Below are 23793 nucleotides of genomic sequence, written 5' to 3'. Positions count from 1 at the left end.
CCGACAGCTAGTGTCACCGCCATGACACAGCCCCTTATCGACCCATTCCAACGCCCGATTTCTTATCTGCGGGTCTCCGTCACCGACCGCTGCGATTTTCGCTGCGTGTACTGTATGTCGGAGAACATGACGTTCCTGCCGAAAAAGGATCTGCTGACGCTCGAAGAACTGGATCGCATGTGTTCCAGCTTTGTGCGACTGGGGGTCGAGAAATTGCGCATCACCGGCGGTGAACCGCTTGTCCGGCGCGATATCATGACGTTTTTCCGCGCGATGACCCGGCATCTGGAGTCGGGCGCGCTGAAGGAACTGACGCTGACGACCAATGGCTCTCAACTGGGACGGTTTGCGGGCGATCTGTACGACGCCGGGGTCCGCCGGGTGAATGTCTCGCTCGACACGCTGGACGAGAAGAAGTTCGCCGACATAACCCGCTGGGGACGCCTGCCGCAGGTGATCAAGGGCATCGACGCAGCGCAGAGCGCCGGTTTGCGGGTCAAGATCAACGCTGTGGCACTGAAGGGGTTCAACGAGGACGAACTGTTCAGCATCACGGAATGGTGCGCAGAACGCGACATGGACCTGACCTGGATCGAGGTCATGCCGATGGGGGACATCGGCAACGAAGACCGGCTGGACCAATACTGGAAGCTGGACGATCTGCGTGCGCGACTGGCGGAACGCTATACCTTGACGGATTTGCCGGAACGCACCGGCGGCCCGGCGCGCTATATACGGCTGGAAGAAACCGGGCAGAAGATCGGCTTTATCACCCCGTTGACACATAACTTTTGCGAAAGCTGCAACCGGGTTCGCCTGACCTGCACCGGTGAGTTGTTCATGTGCCTGGGTCAGGAGGACAACGCCGATCTGCGCGCCGCCCTGCGCAATTTCCCGGAGGACGATACCCCGCTGGAAGAGGCAATCCGCGCGGCGATTGCGCTCAAACCCAAGGGGCATGATTTCGACTATTCCCGACAGAAGGTCGATGGCCGCGTGTCACGCCACATGTCCCACACTGGCGGCTGAGATCAGCAGAGCGGCTGCGCCGCACAGGTTTGTTTGACGAGGGGCACTGCCCCTCGTGCTCCCCGGGATATTTCGGGACAGAAGAAATCGGGGCCGGATTAAATGGGTCCGCCCCGCCGCGCGAGACGGACCCAGGAAGCCAAAGCTTCTCCTGTCGCGATCATCGGCGTCCCCGCCTGTACCGCACGATCCAGCCTCCGGCATCTTGCTTAACAAATGGTTAGCTTGCGCGCCTTCGTTCCTGATAGACGGGACGAAATTTGGCACCGCGCCCTGTTTTTTCTGTCTGAAAATATCCCCGCCGGAGGCTACGCGCCGCAGGCGCGCCTCAGCATCGGACGCTGTCGGGCCGGCTGATCTGTCCGCCTCCCACTGGCGCCGCAACGCCCGTCGTGCCGGGAGCCGATGTTGGCAGGCCGCGCGCGACCCGAACCGCAAGATAGGCGAAGGCTTGTGCCTCCAGCATGTCGCCATCGAGCCCCACGTCTTCGACCGGGTGGACCGGGCAGTCCAGACCGACAGACAGCATTCGCATCATGACCGGGTTTTTACGGCCGCCGCCGGTGACCAGAACGCGGTCAGGCGGGCTGGGGCAATGTTCCATCCCCTGCATGACGGCGGCCGCTGCCATCCCGGTCATGGTGGCCGCGGCATCGGCATCCGAGAGTTCGCGGACCAAATCCAGCATTAGCGAAAAGTCGTCTCGATCGAGGGACTTTGGCGGCATCTTGCGAAAGTAGCCTTCGTCCAGGAAAAGCTCCAAAGCGCCTTCCTCAACCTGACCTTTGCGAGCCAGCGCGCCGTCGCGGTCACAGTCGAGGCCGAGCCGTTCGCCTACCAGATCGTTGATCGGCGCATTGGCCGGACCGGTATCAAAGGCCAGCAGCGCGCCGTCCGTCTCTGGCCTGTTGGCGGATGGGTCGACCCAGGTCAGGTTGCCGACGCCGCCGAGGTTGAGGAAACAGATCGGGCGTGTGGCCCCGATGTGGCGGGCGCAGGCCCAATGGAAAAACGGGGCGAGCGGCGCGCCTTCGCCGCCCAACGCAACGTCAGCAGAGCGGAAATCCCAGACCACCGGGCAATTCAGGTGTTTCGCCAGCGCGGCGCCGTCGCCCAGTTGGTGGGTGCCGCGCCCCTTGGGGTCATGTGCCAAGGTCTGGCCATGAAAGCCTACTAGTTGCGCTCCGGGGAATTGTGACAACAACTCGACGTGCGCGGTCTCGACCACTGCTTGCGCGTCTTTCAGACCGGCGCCGGGCCAGCGCCCCAGCGCGGCCTTCAAGGTGGCGCGTTCCTCTGCGGAATAGGCGCGATAGCCGCAGGTGCCGAAATCGAGGATGCGCACGCCATCGGTATGCAGCATCGCCGCATCCACCCCGTCCAGAGATGTTCCCGACATGGCCCCAAGCGCCCAGACGGCCCCATCCTTCAACATGCTCTTTCCCTCGGCCTTGCCCGTGCTTATAGGTGGCGCGCGCAGTATACAGGGGCTCTTGCATGACCTACCATCCCAAATCGGACTTCATGGCCGTGATGATGCAACGCGGCTACCTTGCCGACTGTACCGATTATCAGGCGTTGGACGACGCCCTGAGCACCGGGGTTGTCACTGCCTACATCGGTTACGACGCGACGGCGCAATCGCTGCATGTGGGCCATCTGCTGAACATCATGATGCTGCGTTGGCTGCAAAGGACCGGGCACAAGCCGATCACACTGATGGGTGGCGGCACCACCAAGGTGGGCGATCCGTCTTTCCGGTCCGACGAACGCCCGCTGCTTGGCCCCGAGCAGATCGACGCCAATATCGAGGGCATGAAGCAGGTCTTTGCCAAGTACCTCGACTATGGCGAGGGGCCGACTGATGCCTTGATGCTGAACAACGCCGAGTGGCTGGACGGGCTGAACTATCTCGATTTCCTGCGCGACATCGGGCGGCATTTCTCGGTCAACCGGATGCTGGCGTTTGAATCGGTGAAATCGCGGCTGGACCGCGAGCAGTCCCTGTCCTTTCTCGAATTCAACTACATGATCCTGCAGGCCTATGATTTCCTAGAGCTGAACCGCCGCTATGACTGTGTTTTGCAGATGGGCGGGTCGGACCAGTGGGGCAATATCGTCAACGGGATCGACCTGACGCGCCGGGTTCTCGATCATCAGATCTATGGGCTGACCTCACCGCTGCTGACCACCTCGGACGGGCGCAAGATGGGCAAATCGCAGGGCGGGGCCATGTGGCTGAACGCCGATATGCTGTCGCCCTACGAGTTCTGGCAGTTCTGGCGCAACTCGACCGATGCGGATGTTGGTCGGTTCCTCAAACTGTATACAGAGCTGCCGCTGGACGAATGCACCCGTCTGGGCGCGTTGGCCGGATCAGAGATCAACGACGCCAAGATCGTGTTGGCCAATGAGGTCACCACCCTGTGCCACGGCGCAGAGGCGGCGGCCGCAGCCGAGGCGACGGCGCGCGAAGTGTTTGAAAAGGGCGGTGTGGGGGATGATCTGCCCACCTTGACCCTGACCCCTGCGGATGTGGCCGAAGGAATTTCCATCGTGCAGTTGATCGTTCGTGCGGGTCTGGCCAAGTCCGGCAAGGAGGCCAAGCGCCTGATCGCAGAGAACGGCGCACGCATCGACGATGCGCCGCTGACGGATGCGGGCCTGATGCTGGACGCGGGCGCGCTGTCCTCTCCGGTGAAGCTGTCGGCAGGCAAGAAGCGGCACGCGCTGGTCAAGCTGGAGGGCTGAGGCGCAAGCCCCGGCAGACGGCAGGCGGCGCAGGATCGCCGCATCGGGCGATCCCGGCAATCCACATGCATGCGCCCAGATGATCCACCCAAATGATCCGCCGCTAGAACAGCGCCTGTAGCAGCGCCACGGCCCCAAAGGGCAGCGACAGCAGAAACGCCAACAGCAGCGCAGAGGCCGCGGTTGGCCGGGGTCGGGCCAGCACAGTGCAGGCAGGACGGGGCGCGGCGGTGCGCCAGAGCGATCTTTTCATGGCCGTCAGTTAACAGCATGGAAACTTTCCATCGCGTTAATGTGGGGCATGACAGCCGCCCTGCCCCTGCCCTTGCCCCAATCCGAAGAGTTTGCCGCCACTTGTCAGGCGCTTGGCCGCCCCTTGCGCCGATGCAAGAGCGAGGTGGGCCGCCGGGTGCGGCTGTGGTGGCAGATCCAGTCACACAAAATCGGTGTTCTGGGTCGGATCGACCTTGTGTCGCGCGGGCCGGTTGCATCGGAGGCGGGCGACCTGACGGACTGGACCATGCGCTGGCAACGCTGGCATGACGGTCGGCCGCTGGTGCTGAACGCAGACGGACTGGGGCCTGAGCTGTTGCGCAGTGCCGGGTTCTGGCCGCTGATGACACCGGCCAGTCTGGCGCTGTTGCCACTGGGGCCAGAGGCCGACATGCGCGCGGCGATGGCGCAGAAATGGCGCAACCGGCTGAACCGAGCGACCCGTGAGGGGCTGGAGGTGCGTGAAACGGCCCTGACGTCCAATCACTGGCTGTTGACGGCAGAGGCGGCACAGGCCCGCGCGCGGCGCTATCGCGGGATGCCGCCCGGGTTCAGCGCGGCCTTTGCGCAGGTCAATCCGGGGGCTGCGCAGGTGTTTGAGGCGCGTCTGCGGGGCGTGCCGGTGGCGGCGGCGCTGATGCTGCGGCATGGGCGCATGGCCACTTGGCAAATCGGCGTCACCACCCCCGAGGGGCGACAGCGCCACGCCATAAACCTGCTGCTGTGGCGCGCGATGCAGAGCCTTGCCGCGCAGGGGCATGATTGTCTTGATCTGGGTATTCTCAATGCGCAGGACGCGCCGGGTTTGGCGCATTTCAAGCTGGGCACCGGGGCGCACACGCACCGTCTGGGTGGGACGTGGCTGCATTTGGGGGCGTTGGCGCCACTGGCACGGCGGCTGCCCCGGCGGTTCCTGCAGTGATCCGTCAGTTGCCCATCATCCATTCCCCGTCCGGCCAAAAGGCGTGAAAGGCAAAGGCGAACAACACGTCATGCGGCAGGTCCGCCCCATCCGTATCGCGCACCCGCACCGAGCCCACATCGCGCCCGGCAGCGATTGTGCCCGCGTCCAGCGCCGAGGCTTGCCCCTCGCGCCAACTGATCACCACGCCCGCCTCGGAGATTTCCCTTTCCTCGGCCAGCCGGTTCATCGGCCAAGCGCGGTCCCCCACGCGCACCACCCGCATCAGGGGCGGCACGTCATGCGGCGGCATCTCACCCGAATACAAAAACGGCTGTTTGGAACTGTCGTAGTTGCGATAGGGGTTCTGACCATAGGGCCGGTTCCACGCCGGTTCCGCCATGACGACGCCGTCCGGGTGACGCTCGGCAAACTGGGCGAACCCCTCCATCCAGCTGGGCAGCAGGGTCAGTTCGGCGCCGGTCATCTCACCGACGATGCCGGTGCCGATGGCCTGCTGCCACCAGCTGAGCGTTTCGCGGTCATACATGACCATGTCGGAATTGCGCAGCTTGCCGGAGACACCAAAGGTCAGCACTTGGTCGCCAACACGGCGGTCGAAACTCAGCGCGGAATTGCACAACGGGCAAAAGGTGACCGCGACGGGGATGTCGCCAATCGTGTCGTTGACGATCTCATGCCATGTCAGATAGCGGATCGGATAGGCGCGCGGGCGCTCTCCGTCGACAACCACGGTGATGACCGGCTCATTGCCCTTGATCCGGGTTTCCTGAGCGACCTCGATAAATTGCGGGTCGGACAGCGCCGGGATGCCGTCCTTGGGTGGACCACCGGACATGATCTCTGCCCAGTTGGTGATGGTGGTTTTTTCGAAATCGGTGTCGGGCCATTCGCCTTTCCACAGTGACGGATCGGCGGTGACGGGCGCGGCCAGCGCCATGGACAGGGCGACGACGGCGAGGGTTGGCAACAGGCGCATGGGGTTTCCTCCTGGTTCCTTGCACCAGAATGCCCGCAGTTGCCCGTTCTGCCGAGTCTTTCCCACGCGCTTGTGAAAACGCGTGGGACGGGGTCATTCGGTGACGGTGACCTTGACCATGCGATCAGGTTCACCTGTCACAGAGCCATTGGCGCGCTCATCGCCGCGCTTGATGGCGTCGACAATCTCCATGCCTTCGGTCACGCGGCCTACCACAGTGTACTGTCCGTTCAGGAAAGAACCGGGTGCAAACATGATGAAGAACTGCGAATTGGCGCTGTCTGGGCTTTGCGACCGGGCCATGCCGACGATGCCGCGTTCAAACGGTTCGTCCGAAAACTCGGCCTTGAGATCCGGCAGGGGTGAGCCGCCCATGCCTGCGCGGCGCATGTCGAACGCCTCGGCCCCGACGCGGCCAAACTCGACATCGCCGGTCTGGGCCATAAAGCCGTCAATGACGCGGTGAAAGACAACGCCGTCATAATAGCCCGCCCGCGCCAATGCCGCGATCTGGGCGGCATGACCGCCCGCGACATCCTCGAACAGGTCGATGACAATGGTGCCGTTGGCTTCACCCGCCACCTCGATCCGCAGGCCAATGTCGGTGCCTTCGGGGATCGGGATGACCTCTGGAACGGGCAGCGTGGTCGCAACCTCTGGCGCGTCCAGTACCGGAGCGGGTTCAGGCTCCACGCTCCGGAAAATGGTGAAGGCGCCGACGATGACAAGCACCGCCGCAATGGCACCAATAACGGCCTTAGTCCGCGACATCAGCGGCCACCTTGACCGAGATCATGCGGTCCGGTGCGGCGGGCGGCTCACCCCGGGTGATGGCGTCAACGTGTTCCATTCCGGAAATCACCCGGCCATAGACCGTGTACTGACCGTTCAGGAAATGGTTGTCGCCAAAGTTGATGAAGAACTGCGAGTTGGCGCTGTTGGGGTTCTGCGAGCGCGCCGCGCCCAGCGTGCCACGGTCATGCGGCAGCTTGGAAAACTCGGCCTTGAGGTCGGGCAGTTCGGAACCGCCTGTGCCCGCGCGGCGCAGGTTGAAATCCTGTTCCATGTTGCCGTTGGCCACGTCGCCCGTCTGGGCCATGAAGCCGTCGATCACGCGGTGAAAGCACACGTTGTCATAGGCACCGGCACGGGCCAGTTCCTTCATGCGGGCGCTGTGGTCGGGGGCCACGTCTGGCATCAGCTCAATCGTGACGGTGCCGTCCTTGAGTTCCATCAGGATAGTGTTTTCGGGATCCTTGATCTCGGCCATGTCTGTTTCTCCGTTTTCAAAACTGCGACGAGAGGTAGCCCGGACAGCCGGGGATGCCAAGACGGCGTTGACCTGCGGCGAAGATCGGGTCTAGTGGGCCGGGACAGTGGACCGGAGGGATAAAGATGGCCTGGAACACCCTTGACGACATGGACCTAGAGGGCAAGCGCGTGCTGACCCGGGTCGACATCAACGTGCCGATGGAAGACGGGCGCGTCACCGATTCCACCCGGATCGAGCGGATCGCCGCCACGGTGCAAACCATTCTCGACAAAGGCGGCAAGCCTGTTTTGCTGGCGCATTTCGGCCGCCCCAAGGGCGAGCGGCGCGACGACATGAGCCTGCGGCACCTGATCCCGACGATGGAAGATGTGCTGGGCGTGTCGGTGGTCTTTGCCGCCGATTGTGTCGGTCCGGCCGCTGCGGCGGTGATCGATGCGCTTGGCGATAATCAGGTGGCCTTGCTGGAAAACACCCGTTTCCACGCGGGCGAAGAAAAGAACGATCCCGAGTTGGTGGCCGGAATGGCGGCCCTTGGCGATATTTTCTGCTCGGACGCGTTTTCTGCGGCGCACCGGGCGCATGCCTCGACCGAAGGGCTGGCCCATGCCCTGCCCTCTTGCGCCGGACGGCTGATGCAGGCCGAACTGGAGGCGCTGGAGGGCGCGTTGGGCACACCGGAACGCCCGGTGCTGGCGGTGGTCGGCGGGGCCAAGGTCTCTACCAAGCTGGAACTCTTGGGCAACCTTGTCGAAAAGGTCGACATGCTGGTGATCGGCGGCGGCATGGCCAACACCTTTCTTGCCGCGCAGGGCATCGACGTGGGCAAATCGCTGGCCGAACATGAAATGACCGGCACCGCCAAGGAGATCATGACCAAGGCAGAGACCGCCGGGTGCCGGATTTTGCTGCCGGTTGACGTGGTCGTCGCGCGCGAATTCAAAGAAAACGCTGAGAATGAAACCGTTGCGGCAGACGCCTGCCCGCCGGATGCGATGATCCTTGATGCCGGACCGAAATCAGTCGAGGCGATCATCGAGGCCATCGACGAGGCGGCAACCCTGATCTGGAACGGCCCGCTGGGCGCGTTCGAGATCGCGCCGTTTGACACGGCCACCAATGCCGCCGCGAAACATGCCGCAGACCTCAGCGAAGTGGGCAAGCTGGTGTCCGTTGCCGGTGGCGGCGATACGGTGGCGGCGCTGAACAAGGCGGGCGCGGCATCCGGCTTTTCCTATATTTCGACTGCCGGTGGTGCGTTTCTGGAATGGATGGAGGGCAAGACCCTGCCCGGCGTCGCGGCGCTGCAAGACGCGACCGACGCCTGATTGGTTGATGACAAGCGCCGCGCGCTAGTGGCGCTTGTCGATCTCTCGCTCTAGTTTGTAGAGCAGTTTGATCGCCGCCGGTGCGGTAAATGCGGTGTTGTGCTTGCGTTTGTCGCCGCCGGTGAACTCTGTCAGATCAACGATGTCCACGGGCAACCCCGCCAGTCGCGTCTTGTCCTGCATCGACCCCAGCCGCCATTGTTTGCCCGTCAGCCACGCCGACGCGTTGAGCGCGGAGTCGGCGGTCGAGATCAGCACCAGAAACGGTTCGGGAAAGGGTTCGATGCGCGACGCCTGCTGAATAAAGACGTCCTCGTCAATGTCGGGGCTGATCAGGGCCACGCCGCGCAGTGCCTTTAACGCCTTGGTATTGCCGGCAATCGCGGCCTGACGCAGGGTTTCGATTGTCAGGTGCGAGCCCATGGAATGCGCCACCAGCGTCACCCGCCAGCCATTGTCGGCCAGATCGGTCAGCACCTCTTCCAATCCGTCGCGCGAATAGATCACGCTGTCGCGGTCGTAGACATAGCCGCGAATCTTGCCCGCCGAGGCCCAAGAATACAGCACCACCGGGATCTGCGCGTCAAAGTCATGCGATACCTGCGCGACGCGGTAAACCGCCTCTGCGTTGTTGACGTTGAAGCCATGGACAAAGACCACAACGTCCTTGCGGCCCGGCTGCGACGCGGCTGTCAGGCCATCCAGAAATCCCCGGCGCGCGGCAGTCGCATCGCCCCCATACGGCCCGCCATCGCGGGTGACGAAATGGCGGCGCGGATCGGGTTTGGCCCGGCCGGGCCATTCAATTTCACCCTGTGTGTGCGTCGGCGGGATCGAGATATCTGCCCAGCCATAGCGCAGTTCCCGCGACCGGGGCGCGCCAAAATTCTGTCGCACGAGATTCAGATCACCATCCGGTGCGAGGTTGCGGTTGGTGGCGACAAACACACGCCGCATCGCCGCCTCACCACCCACCGCCAGAGGCACATGGTTGATCTCGCCCCTAGGGGCGCAGCCCACGATCAGCAGGCCAAGCCACAGTATGAATAACCCTCTCTTCATGCGGGGAAATTCACTGACAAGTTGATTCGATGCCAGCGTTTTGTTGCATCATGGCGGGTGAGACGTGCAGGACTGCAACAGCGGTTAGGTCGGTCCCAGATCCTGCAACAGGCGAATGGCTGCGGGTGCGGTGAAGGCGGTGGAATGCCCGGCCCTGTCGCCGCCTTCGATATCGCTGAGGTCGATAATCTCGATCGGCAGCCCCTCAAGCCGCGACGGATCCTCGATAGAGCCAAGCCGCGACGGCTTGCCAGTGATCAGCGCCGCAAGCCCCAGCGCCTTGTCCCTTTTCGACACCATTAGCATGAACGGTTGCGGAAACGGAGTAATCCGCTTTGCCTGTCGCAGAAACACATCCTCGTCGATGTCCGGGCTGATCAGCGCGACACCATCAATGGGTCTGAGCGCGTCGCCCTTGCCCGAAATCGACATCTGGCGCAGCGTCTCCATCACCAGCTGTCCGCCCATGGAATGCGCGAGGATCACCGTCCTGCGCCCGTCCCGGGCCAGCCCGACCAACAGCGTTTCCAGATCGTCGCGGGCAAAGATCACGCTGTCGCGGTCATAGACATAGCCGCGCGCATCCCCGGCAGACGGCCATGAAAAAGAGATCACCGGCGTCTCTGTCTTGTAATCATGCGCAATCTGCGCCAGCCGATAGATCGCTTCGGCGTTGTTGACGTTGAAACCGTGTATAAACAGCACGACAGTGCCGGTGTCGCCGCGCGGAATGTCCCGGAAAAACGCGTGTTCATTGGCGTAGCGCGTCCCGGCGCGCGCGACGAAATGCAGCTCGGGGTCGGGCGGGCGATTTCCGGGCCATTCGATCTGGCCGGGCACATGGACGGGCGGCACCGAAATATCGATGCGGCCAAAGCGCAGATGGGGATCGCGCGCCTCGCCAAAGCGTTGCTCGATCAGCCCGTCCGGTCCGGTGCCTTCGATCCGACGATCAGTTGCAATAAATACGGTCTGAACTGCCGCCTCGACGGCATCGGTTTTGGCCGTTGGCACCAAGGTGATAAACCCACGCGGACCGCAGCCGACAAGGACCAGATTCACACTCAAAAACAGGACAAACATTGCACGAGTCATGCCTCGGACAATCCACCAATCCCACGCCAAGGTCGACCCCTTCTTTGCCCGTGTCACGATCTCTTCAACTGGGTCGGCGGCGTTGCGCCATATGCAGAAATGCAACGCACCGCGCCTTATTTGCGGGCACGCACAGCACGGAGGCGAGCCGGGATTCACATTGATCAGAGCCTGTGCAACAGTCCGCAAACGCGCCCGATCAATGAGGCGCGGGCATGAGGCAGACATATGACAACCCGTCGACCGCGCCCGTCACTGGGGGCTCTCGTCTTTTTCACCGCGACTCTGGGTTTGGCCGCCTATTTCACCTTTGCCGCCGTGCAAGGGGATTTTGGCCTGTTCCGCCGCGCCGAGATCGCCGTCGAGGGGGACCGTCTGGACCGGGAACTGGCAGATCTGCAAGCCGAGGTGGCCCGGATGGAAAACCTCACGCATCGGCTCTCGGATGATTTTCTTGACCTTGATCTGCTGGATCGGCAGGCACGAGACGTTCTGGGACTGGTGCGCAGCGACGAGATCGTGGTGCACTGAGCGATTGATCGCTCCCGTCGCGACGCCACCGCAAGGCTTTACGCCGTAGCTTTGCCCGCCTATCCTTCCCGAGATAGTTTAGCCTTGAACGAGTCCTTGGGAGGAGACGGCATGGCAGCCCGAAAGACGAGTGTGAAGCCCAATGTTTCGCCCCAGGAGTTGACGCAATTCTACCGTGACATGCTGCTGATCCGCCGGTTTGAGGAAAAGGCCGGCCAGTTATACGGCATGGGTCTGATCGGCGGGTTCTGTCACCTGTATATCGGTCAAGAGGCCGTGGTGGTTGGCCTGGAGGCCGCCGCCGAAGAGGGCGACAAGCGCATAACCTCTTACCGCGATCACGGTCATATGCTGGCCTGCGGGATGGACCCAAATGGCGTCATGGCCGAACTGACCGGGCGTGAGGGTGGCTATTCCAAGGGCAAGGGCGGCTCTATGCATATGTTCAGCCGGGAAAAGCATTTCTACGGCGGGCATGGTATCGTGGGCGCGCAGGTGCCTTTGGGCGCGGGGCTGGCGTTTTCCGACAAATACCGGGGCAACGACCGCGTAACCTTTACTTATTTCGGCGATGGTGCCGCCAATCAGGGGCAGGTCTATGAGACCTTCAACATGGCGGCCCTGTGGGAGTTGCCGGTGATTTTTGTCATCGAAAACAACCAATACGCCATGGGCACGGCGATGAAACGCTCCACCTCGACGCCGGACATCTACCATCGCGGCGCGGCCTTTGGCATCCCCGGCGAGATGGTCGACGGCATGGACGTGTTGGCGGTGCGCGACGCCGGTCAGAAAGCGGTCAAACACTGCCGATCCGGCAAGGGGCCGTATATCCTAGAGGTCAAGACCTACCGCTATCGCGGCCATTCCATGTCTGACCCGGCCAAGTATCGCACCCGCGAAGAGGTGTCGAAGATGCGCGAAGAACGCGACGCCATCGACCATGTGCGCGAGTTGCTGGTGCAGGGCGGCCATGCCTCGGAGGAGGATCTGAAGGCCATCGACAAGGAAATCAAGGCGGTGGTCAGCGCCTCGGCAGAGTTCGCGCGCGAAAGCCCGGAACCGGCGCTGGACGAGTTGTGGACGGACATTTACGCGGAGGTCAGGTGATGCCGCATTTTGAGATACACGCGACCGATCCGGCCCGCGCGCGTCGGTTTTACTCTGGACTTTTTGGCTGGGCGTTTGATCCGATGCCCGGTGCGGAAGAAGTCGACTATCAGTTGATCAGCGGCCCCAACCTTGGCGCAGAACTGACCGGCGGTATGATGAAACGTATGGGCGCGGCCCCTGCTCCACATGGGCCAGTTCGGGGCTGTACCCTCACGTTCGAAGTGGCGGACGCGGACGAACGCTATGCATGGGCGCTGGACAATGGCGGCGCAGAGGCGTTGCCGCCCATGGATTATCCCGGCATCGGCCGCGCGGCCTATGTCGAGGACGGCGAAGGCAATATCGTGGGCTTTATAACGCCCGCAACGGGGGAAAACTGACGCCATGGCAACTGAAATCCTGATGCCCGCCCTTTCCCCGACAATGGAAGAAGGCACGCTGGCCAAATGGCTGGTTAAAGAGGGTGATACCGTCTCGGCGGGCGATGTGATCGCCGAGATCGAGACCGACAAGGCCACAATGGAGTTCGAGGCCGTCGATGAAGGCGTCATGGGCCGTATTCTTGTGGCCGAGGGCACGCAGGCTGTGGCCGTGAACACCCCGATCGCCGTGTTGGTCGAGGATGGTGAAGAGGTCCCGGATCAGGTCCGGGACGCGGCAGCGCCCGCCAAGCCCGAGGCGAAACCCGCCCCGGCACCTCAACCTGCCGCCCCTGCCCCGGTCAAGACAGCCAACCCGGCACCTGCCAGCCCCGAACCGGACTGGCCCGAGGGCACCAAGTTGAAAAAGCAGACAGTCCGAGAGGCGCTGCGCGACGCCATGGCCGAGGAAATGCGCGCCGATGGCGATGTATTTCTGATGGGTGAAGAGGTGGCCGAATATCAGGGGGCCTACAAGATCAGCCAAGGCCTGCTGGAAGAGTTCGGTTCAAAACGTGTGATCGACACGCCGATCACCGAGCACGGCTTTGCCGGTGTCGGCGTCGGCGCGGCCTTTGGTGGGTTGAAACCCATCGTCGAATTCATGACTTTCAACTTTTCCATGCAGGCGATGGATCAGATCATCAACTCTGCCGCCAAGACGCTGTACATGTCGGGCGGGCAGATGGGTTGTCCGATCACCTTTCGCGGCCCCAATGGGGCGGCCGCCCGCGTCGCCGCACAGCACAGTCAGGATTTTTCCGCGTGGTACGCGCATATTCCGGGGCTGAAAGTGGCCATTCCCTATTCCGCCTCCGACGCCAAGGGTCTGTTGAAAAGTGCCATCCGCGATCCGAACCCGGTGATCTTTCTGGAAAACGAGATCCTGTACGGGCGCAGCTTTGACGTACCCGAGATGGACGATTTCACTGTCCCCTTTGGTAAGGCCCGCATCTGGCGGACTGGCGCGGATGTGACCCTTGTCAGCTTTGGCATCGGCATGACCTATGCGCTGGAGGCAGCGGAAAAGCTGGCAGAGGACGGCATCGACGCCGAGGTGATCGACCTGCGCACCCTGAGGCCCATGGACACCGCCACGGTGATCGCCAGCGTGCAAAAGACCAACCGCTGCGTGACCATCGAAGAAGGTTTTCCCGTGGGGTCGATCGGCAACCACATCTCTGCCGTTCTGATGCAAGAGGCGTTTGACTATCTCGATGCGCCGGTGATCAACCTGACCGGCAAGGACGTGCCAATGCCCTATGCGGCCAACCTTGAGCGATTGGCGCTCATCACCACACCCGAGGTGGTCGCCGCAGCCAAGAAGGTCTGTTACCGGTGAGCACCCGTGTCGAGGTCAAAGGCCGTGATATGGCGCGCGAGGCGTATCGTATCGAAACTAACGCGGGGCGCGCGTATGTGCCGGAATGCCTGATGGCAAACGCCCTGCGCCCGTGGGATAAACCGTCCCATCAGGACGCCTACGAATGGATTGCGGCGCATAGGAAAGCGCTCATTCTTGCGGTTGATCGCCTTGCCGCTGGTGCCGCGCCGCGCCCGCCCTATGATATCATGACCCTGATCGAGGCCCGCTGATCATGCGCCTTTTGTCTGGGAACCGCGCTCTATACCGCACCGCGCAGGCGCGCTGAGAGGAGTATCCCAATGCCTATCAAAATCCTCATGCCCGCCTTGTCCCCGACTATGGAGGACGGCACGCTGGCCAAATGGTTGGTCAAGGAAGGCGACACCGTCTCCTCTGGAGACGTGATTGCCGAGATCGAGACCGACAAGGCCACGATGGAATTCGAGGCCGTCGATGAAGGGACAATCGGGCGCATTCTCGTGGCCGAGGGCACAACGAACGTCAAGGTAAACGATCCCATCGCGGTGCTGCTGGAAGACGGCGAAAGCACGGACGACATTTCTGACGGCCCCGTGGCCACCGCACCGCAGGCGCAGGCCACAGCGGCTGCCGAGGCGGCCCCCACTTCCGGGGGCTCCGAGAAGGCCGCCCCAACCGCCCCGCGCAACGACACCGACCGTGTCTTTGCATCCCCCCTTGCCCGTCGCCTAGCCGACCAGAAAGGGCTGGACCTGTCGCAGATCACCGGCTCCGGTCCGCGCGGGCGCATCGTCAAGGCGGACGTCGAAGCAGCCACGTCAGAGCCCGTCGCGGCAGCGCCCGCTCCGGTCGAGAAGACACCGCAAACCGCTGTCAGCTCTGATGCCATCAGCAAGATCTACGCCGACCGCCCGCACAAGGAAATCGCGCTGGACGGAATGCGCCGCACCGTTGCCGCTCGACTGACCGAGGCGAAACAGACCATCCCGCATTTCTACCTGCGCCGCGAGATCCGCCTCGACGCGCTGATGAATTTCCGCAAGCAGATCAACGATCAACTTGCACCGCGCGGCATCAAGCTTTCGATCAACGATTTCATCATCAAGGCCTGTGCCGACGCCCTGCAACGCGTCCCTGCCGCCAATGCGGTCTGGGCCGGGGACCGCATCCTGCAACTGACCCCGTCGGACGTGGCGGTGGCCGTTGCGGTCGAGGGCGGACTATTCACGCCCGTGTTGCGCGATGCGCATCAAAAGACCCTTTCCGCCCTGTCCTCTGAGATGAAGGATCTCGCCGCACGCGCCCGCGACCGCAAGCTGGCCCCGCACGAGTATCAAGGCGGCAGCTTTGCCATTTCCAACCTTGGCATGTTCGGGATCGAGAATTTCGATGCCGTCATCAATCCGCCGCACGGCGCCATTCTTGCCGTTGGGGCGGGGATCAAAAAACCTGTCGTTTATGACAATGGTGAAATCGGCATCGCCACAGTCATGTCCGTCACGCTGTCCGTTGATCATCGGGTGATTGACGGCGCATTGGGCGCGGAGCTGCTGAACGCCATTGTGGAGGGGTTGCAAAACCCGCTGGCCCTGCTCGCCTGACCGCTGCGCCGATTTCCCATCGGCGTTGGACGACATGTGGAATGACAGTCGAGGCGCGGGGAAAATTTTTGTCACAACAAGAAACGGCGCCCCTTCGGGCGCCGTCGCTGTCTCAACCGGGATGTTCGGCGAGCTGTTCAACCGCCACGAAAAAGCTGATCCATGCTGATCGAGGGTTGATCACATCCGGCCTCACCAACCACCTTGGCCGGAACGCCAGCGACAGTCTTGCAGGGTGGTACGTCTTTCAGCACGACGGACCCGGCGGCAATGCGCGAGCAGTTGCCCACCTTGATGTTGCCCAGCACCTTGGCCCCCGCACCAATCAGAACGCCGTCGCCGATCTTGGGGTGGCGGTCCTCTTCTTCCTTGCCGGTGCCGCCAAGCGTGACCGAATGCAGCATCGACACATTGTCTCCGACCACGGCTGTCTCACCAATCACAATCGAATGGGCGTGGTCGATCATGATGCCCTTGCCGATCCGGGCCGCCGGATGAATATCGATGCCAAAAACCTCGGAACTGCGCATCTGAAAGAAATAGGCCAGATCCTTGCGGCCTTCGGTCCACAGCCAATGCGCCACACGGTACGCCTGCACCGCCTGAAAGCCCTTGAAGAACAGCATCGGCTGAAGAAACCGGTGGCAGGCCGGGTCACGTTCATAGGTCGCCGTGATGTCTGCGCGTCCGGACAGCGCCAATTCCGGCGCACGACCATAGGCTTCGTCACAGATTTCCCGCAGAATCTGTTCGGACATTTCGCCGTTCGCCAGTTTCAGTGACATACGGTAACTCAATGCCCGTTCAATCGACGGGTGATGCAGAATAGAATAGTGCACCAGACCGCCGAGCAGCGGCTCATCAATCACCGCCTGTTCTGCCTCGCTGCGGATACGGGCCCAAACCGGGTCCAGTTCCGCCAGTTGCGTGCGCGTTTCAGCCATGGCTGTCCTCCTTTGACGCCGTGAGCCTATCAGATAGGCTATAGGGATCGAAACGCAAATCTGTGATGTGGGTCATGCCGGAATTGGATGGCTCTATGACCGAGCGTTACAGGACGCGCTTTTGAACCAATCAATGGCAAAAGCCACGCAGCCACGCCGCAATGCGCTGGCGGCGAAGCTGATGCGTCTCGACGACTGCGCGTTCGGCTATTGCGAGGCGTGCGGCGACGACATCGCTGTCAAACGGTTAGAACTGAATCCCACGGCACGTCGCTGCATTTCCTGCGCTTCTAGCTGATGAAAGGCGCGCAAGGCGTGCAGGATGGCCAGTTGGCAATCTAGGTAGTCTGGATCGTCAAAACACACCTCTTGCCCCATCGGATGCCCGTGGGCCGCAGCCATCAATGTTCCGTTGCCCCACCTTGGATGTGCCCGACCAGTCCGCCGGCAATGCGCATCCGCTGCGCGGGCCTCATCAATCAACCGCTCGGCGCGTTTCATGCGTACATGGGGCGGCACGGTTAACAGCATCCGCGCCGCCGCACTCACGTCGCCGGGCAAGACCGGCTTCATTGTACGATCTCAAGTTCGGCACAGGGACCGGGACCGTAGCGCTCAGACATTTGCGCGACCGCCACGATAAACCCACCGACCACGCCATCGGCCGACTGATCCGCTGCACCATAGGCCCAGAATGGCGTATCAACCGTAACATCGCGCAATACGGTTGCGCCCTGCCGGACTTGAACCCTGTAGGCTTCGCTGTCTTCGCCAAGCGGAATCTCCGCAAGGTCCCAGCCGTCCCCATCTATCCGCGTCCGCCGTATCCAGCTGAACGCAAGATCACCGGCATGGTCGGCAACCCGCAGGTGCACGGGACGGTAAGGCCGCAATCCGTTGCCATCGAAAGCATGAACGCAATGCTCATAGACCGCATGGTCATAGGAGAGCGACGCCGGTCCGACCCTGTAGTGCCGATCCAGACCGCGTTGCAGCGGTTTCAATCCAATCTGCGCCGGGGTTCCATCCAGCAAAACCACCAAGGATCCCGCCGGCCAGACCGCTGGCACCAGCCCGTCGCTGCCCGCCTGTCCCCTCAATCTGTGGGACAAACGCCAGCGTCCTTCCGATACAAGCTCGGCATCCCTGAACTGGAACACCTCCCAGTTTCCCGGTGTTCCGTCACCGATCGCCATCAGGTTGCCCCCAGACAACAGTGCGGCATCGCTGATTGATTGTAGACTGCCACTAGCCAGCCGGACTTCCAAAGCTGCGCCCCGGTCAATTTTGCCCGGCCGCGCTGCGACAAGGTCCGTTTCAGTCAAACCGATAACCGATTGTCCCGCAATGAGCGTGTTCAAAGTGTAGTCGGAATCCTGCGCTGCTCCGTATAGTGCGACAGCGCCAGACCAAGGTGTGGCTGTCAGAGCCAGATGCGGTGCATGTGCCACCTCATCCCCGCTCATCAGCGGCAAATCCATAAAGACCGGCATCACCGGAACCGAGGGGGTGACAGGCCGAACGGTTGCCGCGTCTTCGGGCATGTCCGATGGCCGAAAAACTTCGGGTTCAATCCGCACCGCGTCGATGATCTGATGCTCCATGACTTCGACTTTGTCGATCCGCGCCAGAGTCCCCCCACTCTCGACCGGCAACCGGACAATATCACCCGCGCCCAGCGCAAGTTGCGACGGCGGCAATGCAAAGCGCATCGTGTCCCGCGCAACACGCGCCTCAGCCAGCCACCGTTCCGCGGTCTGCCGCCCCTCGCCGCGTGTCAATGCCAGTGCCATGTCCGTCTCAGACACTGCATGGGTCGCCTCATCCGGCAAGACCGCTTCTTCCGACACGACTTGATGATCCGCGTCGGCCAACAGGAATTGCACGCGCACACGCCCGGCCATTTCCGCCTCAGAGGCACGCGTCTCCAACAGGTCGCCGTCGACCTCTTCGCTTACCGCAAACGACTCACGGGAAAGATCGACCGCTTTCGTTCCGTTCCGCATCCGGAAGACCAGTGTCCCGTCTCGTTCGATTGCGTCGAACCCATAGGCCAGCATCAGGGGTTGCAGCGCGCGCCGTGCGTCTGTCACCTGAGACACGATATAGCCACGCACAAACCCGTGCAGCCCGCTGGTATCGACCTCCAACAATCCAACACGCGCACAGATTTCCTTGACGACGGACGCAAGGCTACGGCCCGACGCACGTCCATTCAGCCAATGACCGCATCTGTAGTTTGGCCCATCCGACCAGATGTCTTCATTGGCAGGGAACCATGGGTATGGCCGCGCGTCCCAGGCCCAGACAAAACACCGAGCAAGGTCCAACATGTGCCCGCCATAAACCGAAGACACCGGATTGTGCGCTGCCTCACCCCAGTAACCCAATTGTGCCCGCAGGTATTGCAGCGGAATAAGGTCATCCCGCAAACCATTTGAATGATTCGGCAGATCGGATTCCGAGGACTTCGGATCCAGGAACTTGTTGGGTTGATTGGTGCCCTTGTCGATGGAAGCACAACCCAGTTCGGTGAACCAAATCGGTTTGGACTCAGGTTGCCATACCGTCGATACGCCCTGTCGAACACCGCCGATCCGTTCATGATGAGCATTGCCCCACCAATTGCGGATGTCCTTGTCGCGCCAGACCCACGGTTCACCATGCGCGCCATCTGAGATTGGCGTGCGGACCTGTGCATCCCGGTCCTCATCCGAGGCATAGTACCAGTCGAACCCTTCTCCGCCTTCTACATTAGACCGAAGATAGCCAAGGTCATGAACCGCCCCCCAATCAACGTCGGCGTGATCCGCACCATCGCGCCAGTCCGACAAAGGCATGTAGTTGTCTATCCCGATGAAGTCGATCTCAGCGTCCGCCCAAAGTGGATCGAGGTGGAAATACACATCTCCTGAGCCATCCTGCGGATGATACCCAAAATATTCGGACCAATCCGCCGCATAGCCGATCTTAACCGATGGCCCCAACAGCGCCCGGCACTCTGCCGCCAGGCTTTGGAGTGCTGAAACAGCTGCAAAGCCGTTTGCCCCGCGGATCTGGGTCAGCCCCCGCATTTCCGATCCGATACAGAACGCCTCGACACCACCTGCCGCCATGCAAAGGGCTGCTTGATGCAGGATGAAGCGCCGGTAGCCCCACTCATTTGGGCCGCTGTACCTGACTATCCCTTCATCCAAGAAGTAATCCGCTGCAGAGGCCGTGCCGAAGAAGGCGGCGACCTCATCATCCGCAACCGCGGTTTGATCCGGCGAACCGGGTTGACCCGGGGCGACGCTCAACGTGATCCGTCCACGCCACGGCAATTTCGGTTGCTCCTCCCCTACATTCCAGGGATCAGACAACCCATTGTCCTCCACCTGATCCATCAGAATGAACGGGTAATACATTACAGACAGACCTTCGGCCTGCATCTTAAGGATTGACTGGATCACCGACTCGTCGGTCGGCGTGCCCCCATATACCGGGCGTCCGTCCTGTTGCGGAATCGTCAGCGCCGCGCTCCGGTCAACTCCCGCGACAGACCACGGCATGGACTTGGCTTCGTACTCTGTCTGTTCCACCTTCGGGCGGATCGTACAATGGCCGCATCGCAAGTCGTCGCCAAACCAACTCACAATCAAAGACGCCGCTCCGCAATTCGGCACCTCATCACTGAGCTGCTTGAGAGAAGTGACAAAGTCTGGCTCTTCTGACGGAGAACCGACATTGGCGACCGCCTTGCCGTCCTCGCCAACCCCGAACAAGCTGTCAAAGGCACTTGCTGCGTGTTTCATGTAAACGGGCTCTGTCGCCAAGGCGTATTCCCCGGTTCCAGGGATCATCGCCACGCCGCGTATAAGAGACGGAACCTGATCCTCTGACAGATCGGGCCGTGCGACCTCAAAGCTGAACTGTGGCACCCGGTTCCCAAACCGCTCCAACCGGAGATCCTCCATGACCACATAAGCGGTGCCGCGATAGGCCGGAACAAGACCTGAGCCCTCAACCGCCTCAATCTTGGGATCGGGTAATTGATCCTGTGACCCAGTATAAACCCGCATGTCGAGATCTTTGATCGCAATCTCGACGCCATCTGCCCACACCCGATTGACCGCTGTGATCTCCCCCTCGCAGAGCGCGAGCGCAAGACTGACTGAATAACTGTACTCTCGTATTGTCGGCTGAGCCGGGGCGCCCTTGCCGCCACCGCCGGACTCGCGCACACGTTCCTTGAACTCGGTAGCCCAGATGACGTGACCACCTGTCCGCATCCGCCCATACACCTGTGCGATTGGCGCGCCTTCACCGGCTCCTGTCAGGCGAAAGCGGTCAATCCGGCCGGTTTCCACAGCCTCCGACCCGGCGCCCAGCAAACGCTGATCCAGCCCGCGCCCTATCGAGGCCCCGATAAAGCGACCCACTGCCGTCATCGATAGCCCCAATACTGAGCCACCGATGGAACTGCCAAGTGCCGCGCCTGCGGCAGAAAGAAGGATCGTCGCCATCACTCAATCTCCAATAGGAAGTGCAAAACGGGCTACCACCCGCCGCGCCCAGGGCGTGCTCAGCGTGCTTTCAATTACGCCGTGTCCGCTATAGGCATGGATGAAGCTCGCCATTGGTCCGGTCCGGGCCTGAAAACCCACATGTTTTGCGATTGATCCGCCGCGCATTCGGAACAACAGGACATCTCCCTCGGCCGCATCTCCCGAATCTTTCGGCACCAGATGTCGCATTCCTGCGCGCCACAGACGCTCATCTCCCTGAGGTTCCGACCAGTCCATGGTGTAGGCGGGCACGGCTTCCGGTTCTGGCCCGATCACCTCTCTCCAAACACCGCGAAGCAGTCCCAGACAATCAGACCCAGCCCCCCGACAGGATGCCTGATGCACATAAGGCGTTCCGATCCAGCCACGCGCGGCGTCGATGACCCGGCTCATCGTCGGCTCCCGCCGTCAAGCCGTTTTGCATAGCTTGGATGAACCGTGATCCAGTCTTCTTCTGGCAGATCCGGAAAACCGCGAAAATTCAGATGATTGCCAAATTTCGCCCGGCACGTCGTGAACCGTTTGTCACATCCCGCCGTTAGCCTGACGACGTCACCTACAAGCGGAGTCGCGCGCAGAGGCTCCCAAATCTCGATCAACCTTGCGCCGTCACTGCCCAGTCGATCCCGCTTGATCGACCCCACCAAACCTTGTGCCGTGCCTGTCAGAACTTCGAACCGACCTCTCTGGAACCACCCGACTGAAAACGCCGACATGTCTCCCATCTGGAAAACCCGGTTGTCTTCAAGTCCGGTCAGCGATCCCTCATGCGCATAGGGCCCCGACAGCAGATCCATGCCACAATCAGCATCCCCGAGAACCGCGGTACAGGGTTTCTGAAAGACACGCCCCACGGGGCGATTCAACTCTTCGGTCAGCCCGCGCAGTTCGGCGTGAAATGCTCCCGCACCGCGTCTCACCTCGCCGATGGTTCCGCGAAATATGACGCGGCGCGCAGACACATCGGTCCAATTCACCAGCCAAGCCACCACTTCGGCACCGTCATACCGTCCGGCTGCGATATCCGCCTCGTCGATGGCGTTTGCACTCAGCGCGCCCATTGCTTCGGTATTGTCGACAGAAAGTCCTGTCGCCTGACTTAAAGCGCGCGCCGACAGCCCGCTATCGGCCTTGAAGACCAGTCCGTCAAAACTCAGATTTCGGTCGTGATCGGTGAAACCAAGGCGCGTTCCATCCTTGCGCGTGATCGCCCAGGCGCGTGCCACAGACGTCACTCCCCCTGCCAAATGGGCGTGCAGTTCTGCCGCGCCCATCAGACCCGGACCTCGACCACCGGCACATCCGGGATCTGACCCGCGTTGAACGCCCCGGCGCTGAAGCGAATACGATCCGTGTCAAACCGGACCGGAACATCAAAGACAAACCCCGCACGGACCTCCTGTCCGACACCCGGCGCACTGTCTAGGATGACGACACCTGTGCCGGTATCCAAATTGAAACCGGCACCCTCTGTGAGAACGACACCATCAACTTCGACCTGCGTGGACCCATCGACGGGCTTGGTAACTGGGCGCAGATAGCTGGCCCCGCCGGATGCATAAGTCTTGACGAGCGCAAAGCTCTGGTTCGCACCATCCCCGATGCCGATCAACTGGTCCGAAGACGCGGGCTCTTTGGATGGCGCACAGGATTTGAAATCCGCCCAATCCTTCCAGCGAAATCCGTACAGCTGACCCTGTCGCGCCTCGAAAAACGCAACCAACTCTGCCAGATCGTCCAACGACCGCAAACCCAGACCGGCATCATAGCTGCGGCGCGAATGCGCCCAAGGCGTGTTGCGCTCTTCGTAGCCTGAGGTCAGCGTGACGATATCGGTGCGCCGCTCTGGTCCCCCGGCGGAACCAAAACTCAGATCAGTCGGAAATCTCACTTCATGAAAGCTCATGTCACTCTCCTCAGCGGTTGCGCGCGCCACGGCTCAAAGCCTGGCTCATGCGTGCAGCGATCTGGCTCTGGCTGCGTTGAAAGCCTGCGGTGTCTGGCGTCGAAATGTTCATCACCACGGTCACCGGCGACCCGCACCCGCCGTCCGAACGTACCCCCAGTTTACCATCTGCCCCACGGGTCAGCGGCATGATCGCCTCGGGTCCTGCCTCACCCATCAGGCCAGTCCCGCCACGCATTGGAAATGTTGTCGGGCTGCTGACGACGCCGCCGTTGGCGAAGGGCATTACGCGCCCCTGTGCAAACCCGGCACCATCAGCAAAAGGCGAAAAACTGCCAAACATGCCCGACACAGCCGATGACAGCAGCCCCCCCACATGGTTCGCCACCGGGGTCACCGCCGCCTTCCACGCTGCGTCGATCATCGACTGCGCAACGGTCTGCAGCGCGTCCGACAGCTTCATTCCGTCCAGCACTACGCCATCAATCGCCCGGGCCACACCACGGCTCAGCGTTGCCTCAAGCTTGGCCGCACCGCGCCCTGTGGCTGAAAACGTCTCATGGATGCGCTTCAGTTCGGCGTCGAACTGTGCCGCCATGCCAATCGCGCCGCCCAGAGATGTCTCCAATGCAGCGACCTGTCCCTCAAGTTCATCGATCATCTCGCTCATGTTACGTC

The 23793-nt window shown here is 61.8% G+C and carries 24 protein-coding genes and 1 pseudogene; 11 read left to right on the top strand and 14 right to left on the bottom strand.

Features of this window, described 5'->3' with window-relative positions:
* The first annotated feature begins 21 nt into the window (after positions 1–21).
* The gene (moaA, locus tag ANTHELSMS3_RS15025) at positions 22–1029 is read left to right on the top strand and encodes a GTP 3',8-cyclase MoaA (protein WP_094035582.1); all 1008 of its coding nucleotides are present in this window, start codon (positions 22–24) and stop codon (positions 1027–1029) included.
* Positions 1030–1357: 328 nt separating this feature from the next.
* On the opposite strand, the gene ANTHELSMS3_RS15020 is transcribed toward moaA, so the two are convergent.
* The gene (locus tag ANTHELSMS3_RS15020; RefSeq protein ID WP_094035581.1) at positions 1358–2464 is read right to left on the bottom strand and encodes an anhydro-N-acetylmuramic acid kinase; all 1107 of its coding nucleotides are present in this window, start codon (positions 2462–2464) and stop codon (positions 1358–1360) included.
* Between the two features lie 62 nt (positions 2465–2526).
* On the opposite strand from ANTHELSMS3_RS15020, the gene tyrS reads away from it, so the two are divergent.
* Entirely contained in the window at positions 2527–3780 is a 1254-nt protein-coding gene (gene tyrS, locus ANTHELSMS3_RS15015) for a tyrosine--tRNA ligase (RefSeq protein WP_094035580.1), read from the top strand.
* Between the two features lie 103 nt (positions 3781–3883).
* On the opposite strand, the gene ANTHELSMS3_RS25825 is transcribed toward tyrS, so the two are convergent.
* A complete protein-coding gene (locus ANTHELSMS3_RS25825; RefSeq protein WP_198319817.1) occupies positions 3884–4033 on the bottom strand; it encodes a hypothetical protein in 150 nt (49 codons plus the stop codon).
* Between the two features lie 48 nt (positions 4034–4081).
* On the opposite strand from ANTHELSMS3_RS25825, the gene ANTHELSMS3_RS15010 reads away from it, so the two are divergent.
* On the top strand, positions 4082–4975 hold the full coding sequence (locus ANTHELSMS3_RS15010) for a GNAT family N-acetyltransferase (RefSeq protein WP_094037154.1): 894 nt from the start codon (positions 4082–4084) through the stop codon (positions 4973–4975).
* A 4-nt stretch (positions 4976–4979) separates the two neighbouring features.
* Here the strand turns inward: ANTHELSMS3_RS15010 and ANTHELSMS3_RS15005 are convergent, their stop codons facing one another.
* From ANTHELSMS3_RS15005 to ANTHELSMS3_RS14995, 3 genes are all read right to left on the bottom strand, one after another.
* Entirely contained in the window at positions 4980–5954 is a 975-nt protein-coding gene (locus ANTHELSMS3_RS15005; RefSeq protein ID WP_094035579.1) for a DUF3179 domain-containing protein, read from the bottom strand.
* A gap of 93 nt (positions 5955–6047) precedes the next feature.
* Positions 6048–6725 (bottom strand): peptidylprolyl isomerase, encoded by a 678-nt coding sequence (locus ANTHELSMS3_RS15000; RefSeq protein ID WP_094035578.1) that lies wholly within the window; start codon positions 6723–6725, stop codon positions 6048–6050.
* Positions 6712–7224 (bottom strand): peptidylprolyl isomerase, encoded by a 513-nt coding sequence (locus ANTHELSMS3_RS14995; RefSeq protein WP_094035577.1) that lies wholly within the window; start codon positions 7222–7224, stop codon positions 6712–6714. Before ANTHELSMS3_RS14995 ends, ANTHELSMS3_RS15000 begins: the two co-directional genes overlap by 14 nt.
* A gap of 125 nt (positions 7225–7349) precedes the next feature.
* On the opposite strand from ANTHELSMS3_RS14995, the gene ANTHELSMS3_RS14990 reads away from it, so the two are divergent.
* On the top strand, positions 7350–8552 hold the full coding sequence (locus ANTHELSMS3_RS14990) for a phosphoglycerate kinase (RefSeq protein WP_094035576.1): 1203 nt from the start codon (positions 7350–7352) through the stop codon (positions 8550–8552).
* A gap of 24 nt (positions 8553–8576) precedes the next feature.
* Here ANTHELSMS3_RS14990 and ANTHELSMS3_RS14985 read toward each other — a convergent pair whose 3' ends face one another.
* Both ANTHELSMS3_RS14985 and ANTHELSMS3_RS14980 read right to left on the bottom strand, forming a co-directional pair.
* Positions 8577–9614, bottom strand: a complete 1038-nt coding sequence (locus ANTHELSMS3_RS14985) for an alpha/beta hydrolase (protein WP_094035575.1) — start codon at positions 9612–9614, stop codon at positions 8577–8579.
* A gap of 84 nt (positions 9615–9698) precedes the next feature.
* Complete coding sequence (locus ANTHELSMS3_RS14980; protein WP_157733523.1) at positions 9699–10709, bottom strand: alpha/beta hydrolase; 1011 nt, start codon at positions 10707–10709, stop codon at positions 9699–9701.
* 228 nt (positions 10710–10937) lie between these two features.
* Here ANTHELSMS3_RS14980 and ANTHELSMS3_RS14975 point away from each other — a divergent pair, with 228 nt between their 5' ends.
* The 6 genes from ANTHELSMS3_RS14975 (at position 10938) to ANTHELSMS3_RS14950 (ending at position 15718) form a co-directional block, all read left to right on the top strand.
* Positions 10938–11240: an FtsB family cell division protein gene (locus tag ANTHELSMS3_RS14975; RefSeq protein WP_094035573.1), complete on the top strand. Its 303-nt coding sequence runs from the start codon at positions 10938–10940 to the stop codon at positions 11238–11240.
* Between the two features lie 111 nt (positions 11241–11351).
* Entirely contained in the window at positions 11352–12350 is a 999-nt protein-coding gene (gene pdhA, locus ANTHELSMS3_RS14970) for a pyruvate dehydrogenase (acetyl-transferring) E1 component subunit alpha (protein WP_094035572.1), read from the top strand.
* Positions 12350–12733 carry a VOC family protein gene (locus ANTHELSMS3_RS14965; protein WP_094035571.1) on the top strand — a complete coding sequence of 128 codons (384 nt, stop codon included), beginning with the start codon at positions 12350–12352 and terminating at the stop codon, positions 12731–12733. Before pdhA ends, ANTHELSMS3_RS14965 begins: the two co-directional genes overlap by 1 nt.
* Before the next feature lie 4 nt (positions 12734–12737).
* A complete protein-coding gene (locus ANTHELSMS3_RS14960) occupies positions 12738–14114 on the top strand; it encodes a pyruvate dehydrogenase complex E1 component subunit beta (protein ID WP_094035570.1) in 1377 nt (458 codons plus the stop codon).
* A complete protein-coding gene (locus tag ANTHELSMS3_RS14955) occupies positions 14111–14368 on the top strand; it encodes a hypothetical protein (protein ID WP_254694747.1) in 258 nt (85 codons plus the stop codon). Before ANTHELSMS3_RS14960 ends, ANTHELSMS3_RS14955 begins: the two co-directional genes overlap by 4 nt.
* Positions 14369–14437: 69 nt before the next feature.
* The gene (locus ANTHELSMS3_RS14950; RefSeq protein ID WP_094035569.1) at positions 14438–15718 is read left to right on the top strand and encodes a pyruvate dehydrogenase complex dihydrolipoamide acetyltransferase; all 1281 of its coding nucleotides are present in this window, start codon (positions 14438–14440) and stop codon (positions 15716–15718) included.
* A gap of 137 nt (positions 15719–15855) precedes the next feature.
* Here the strand turns inward: ANTHELSMS3_RS14950 and cysE are convergent, their stop codons facing one another.
* Positions 15856–16662 (bottom strand): serine O-acetyltransferase, encoded by an 807-nt coding sequence (cysE, locus tag ANTHELSMS3_RS14945; RefSeq protein WP_094035568.1) that lies wholly within the window; start codon positions 16660–16662, stop codon positions 15856–15858.
* A gap of 133 nt (positions 16663–16795) precedes the next feature.
* Between cysE and ANTHELSMS3_RS14940 the strand changes: the two genes are divergently transcribed.
* Positions 16796–16960: a TraR/DksA family transcriptional regulator gene (locus tag ANTHELSMS3_RS14940; protein WP_094035567.1), complete on the top strand. Its 165-nt coding sequence runs from the start codon at positions 16796–16798 to the stop codon at positions 16958–16960.
* Between the two features lie 71 nt (positions 16961–17031).
* On the opposite strand, the pseudogene ANTHELSMS3_RS26610 reads toward ANTHELSMS3_RS14940, so the two are convergent.
* From ANTHELSMS3_RS26610 to ANTHELSMS3_RS14910, 6 genes and pseudogenes are all read right to left on the bottom strand, one after another.
* Positions 17032–17193: pseudogene (locus tag ANTHELSMS3_RS26610) on the bottom strand (DUF7742 family protein); the annotation flags it as partial.
* 38 nt (positions 17194–17231) lie between these two features.
* Positions 17232–21167 carry a baseplate multidomain protein megatron gene (locus tag ANTHELSMS3_RS14930; RefSeq protein WP_094035566.1) on the bottom strand — a complete coding sequence of 1312 codons (3936 nt, stop codon included), beginning with the start codon at positions 21165–21167 and terminating at the stop codon, positions 17232–17234.
* Between the two features lie 3 nt (positions 21168–21170).
* Positions 21171–21602, bottom strand: a complete 432-nt coding sequence (locus ANTHELSMS3_RS14925) for a peptidase (protein WP_094035565.1) — start codon at positions 21600–21602, stop codon at positions 21171–21173.
* The gene (locus tag ANTHELSMS3_RS14920) at positions 21599–22483 is read right to left on the bottom strand and encodes a DUF2163 domain-containing protein (protein ID WP_094035564.1); all 885 of its coding nucleotides are present in this window, start codon (positions 22481–22483) and stop codon (positions 21599–21601) included. Before ANTHELSMS3_RS14920 ends, ANTHELSMS3_RS14925 begins: the two co-directional genes overlap by 4 nt.
* Entirely contained in the window at positions 22483–23115 is a 633-nt protein-coding gene (locus ANTHELSMS3_RS14915) for a DUF2460 domain-containing protein (protein WP_094035563.1), read from the bottom strand. Before ANTHELSMS3_RS14915 ends, ANTHELSMS3_RS14920 begins: the two co-directional genes overlap by 1 nt.
* A gap of 10 nt (positions 23116–23125) precedes the next feature.
* Complete coding sequence (locus tag ANTHELSMS3_RS14910) at positions 23126–23785, bottom strand: phage tail tape measure protein (RefSeq protein ID WP_094035562.1); 660 nt, start codon at positions 23783–23785, stop codon at positions 23126–23128.
* Positions 23786–23793: the final 8 nt, after the last annotated feature.

This window comes from Antarctobacter heliothermus, assembly GCF_002237555.1.
GTDB classification, from domain to species: domain Bacteria; phylum Pseudomonadota; class Alphaproteobacteria; order Rhodobacterales; family Rhodobacteraceae; genus Antarctobacter; species Antarctobacter heliothermus_B.
This window is presented reverse-complemented; position numbering and strand designations above follow the sequence as displayed.

Coding starts and splice junctions, on each gene's coding strand:
- ANTHELSMS3_RS14995 (WP_094035577.1), bottom strand. CDS start 7,224: ATGGCCGAGATCAAGGATCCCGAAAACACTATCCTGATGGAACTCAAG.
- ANTHELSMS3_RS15010 (WP_094037154.1), top strand. CDS start 4,082: ATGACAGCCGCCCTGCCCCTGCCCTTGCCCCAATCCGAAGAGTTTGCC.
- tyrS (WP_094035580.1), top strand. CDS start 2,527: ATGACCTACCATCCCAAATCGGACTTCATGGCCGTGATGATGCAACGC.
- ANTHELSMS3_RS15020 (WP_094035581.1), bottom strand. CDS start 2,464: ATGTTGAAGGATGGGGCCGTCTGGGCGCTTGGGGCCATGTCGGGAACA.
- cysE (WP_094035568.1), bottom strand. CDS start 16,662: ATGGCTGAAACGCGCACGCAACTGGCGGAACTGGACCCGGTTTGGGCC.
- pdhA (WP_094035572.1), top strand. CDS start 11,352: ATGGCAGCCCGAAAGACGAGTGTGAAGCCCAATGTTTCGCCCCAGGAG.
- ANTHELSMS3_RS14980 (WP_157733523.1), bottom strand. CDS start 10,709: ATGACTCGTGCAATGTTTGTCCTGTTTTTGAGTGTGAATCTGGTCCTT.
- ANTHELSMS3_RS14910 (WP_094035562.1), bottom strand. CDS start 23,785: ATGAGCGAGATGATCGATGAACTTGAGGGACAGGTCGCTGCATTGGAG.
- ANTHELSMS3_RS14990 (WP_094035576.1), top strand. CDS start 7,350: ATGGCCTGGAACACCCTTGACGACATGGACCTAGAGGGCAAGCGCGTG.
- ANTHELSMS3_RS14920 (WP_094035564.1), bottom strand. CDS start 22,483: ATGGGCGCGGCAGAACTGCACGCCCATTTGGCAGGGGGAGTGACGTCT.
- ANTHELSMS3_RS25825 (WP_198319817.1), bottom strand. CDS start 4,033: ATGAAAAGATCGCTCTGGCGCACCGCCGCGCCCCGTCCTGCCTGCACT.
- ANTHELSMS3_RS14975 (WP_094035573.1), top strand. CDS start 10,938: ATGACAACCCGTCGACCGCGCCCGTCACTGGGGGCTCTCGTCTTTTTC.
- ANTHELSMS3_RS14985 (WP_094035575.1), bottom strand. CDS start 9,614: ATGAAGAGAGGGTTATTCATACTGTGGCTTGGCCTGCTGATCGTGGGC.
- ANTHELSMS3_RS15000 (WP_094035578.1), bottom strand. CDS start 6,725: ATGTCGCGGACTAAGGCCGTTATTGGTGCCATTGCGGCGGTGCTTGTC.
- ANTHELSMS3_RS14950 (WP_094035569.1), top strand. CDS start 14,438: ATGCCTATCAAAATCCTCATGCCCGCCTTGTCCCCGACTATGGAGGAC.
- ANTHELSMS3_RS14965 (WP_094035571.1), top strand. CDS start 12,350: ATGCCGCATTTTGAGATACACGCGACCGATCCGGCCCGCGCGCGTCGG.
- ANTHELSMS3_RS15005 (WP_094035579.1), bottom strand. CDS start 5,954: ATGCGCCTGTTGCCAACCCTCGCCGTCGTCGCCCTGTCCATGGCGCTG.
- moaA (WP_094035582.1), top strand. CDS start 22: ATGACACAGCCCCTTATCGACCCATTCCAACGCCCGATTTCTTATCTG.
- ANTHELSMS3_RS14915 (WP_094035563.1), bottom strand. CDS start 23,115: ATGAGCTTTCATGAAGTGAGATTTCCGACTGATCTGAGTTTTGGTTCC.
- ANTHELSMS3_RS14940 (WP_094035567.1), top strand. CDS start 16,796: ATGGCAAAAGCCACGCAGCCACGCCGCAATGCGCTGGCGGCGAAGCTG.
- ANTHELSMS3_RS14925 (WP_094035565.1), bottom strand. CDS start 21,602: ATGAGCCGGGTCATCGACGCCGCGCGTGGCTGGATCGGAACGCCTTAT.
- ANTHELSMS3_RS14960 (WP_094035570.1), top strand. CDS start 12,738: ATGGCAACTGAAATCCTGATGCCCGCCCTTTCCCCGACAATGGAAGAA.
- ANTHELSMS3_RS14930 (WP_094035566.1), bottom strand. CDS start 21,167: ATGGCGACGATCCTTCTTTCTGCCGCAGGCGCGGCACTTGGCAGTTCC.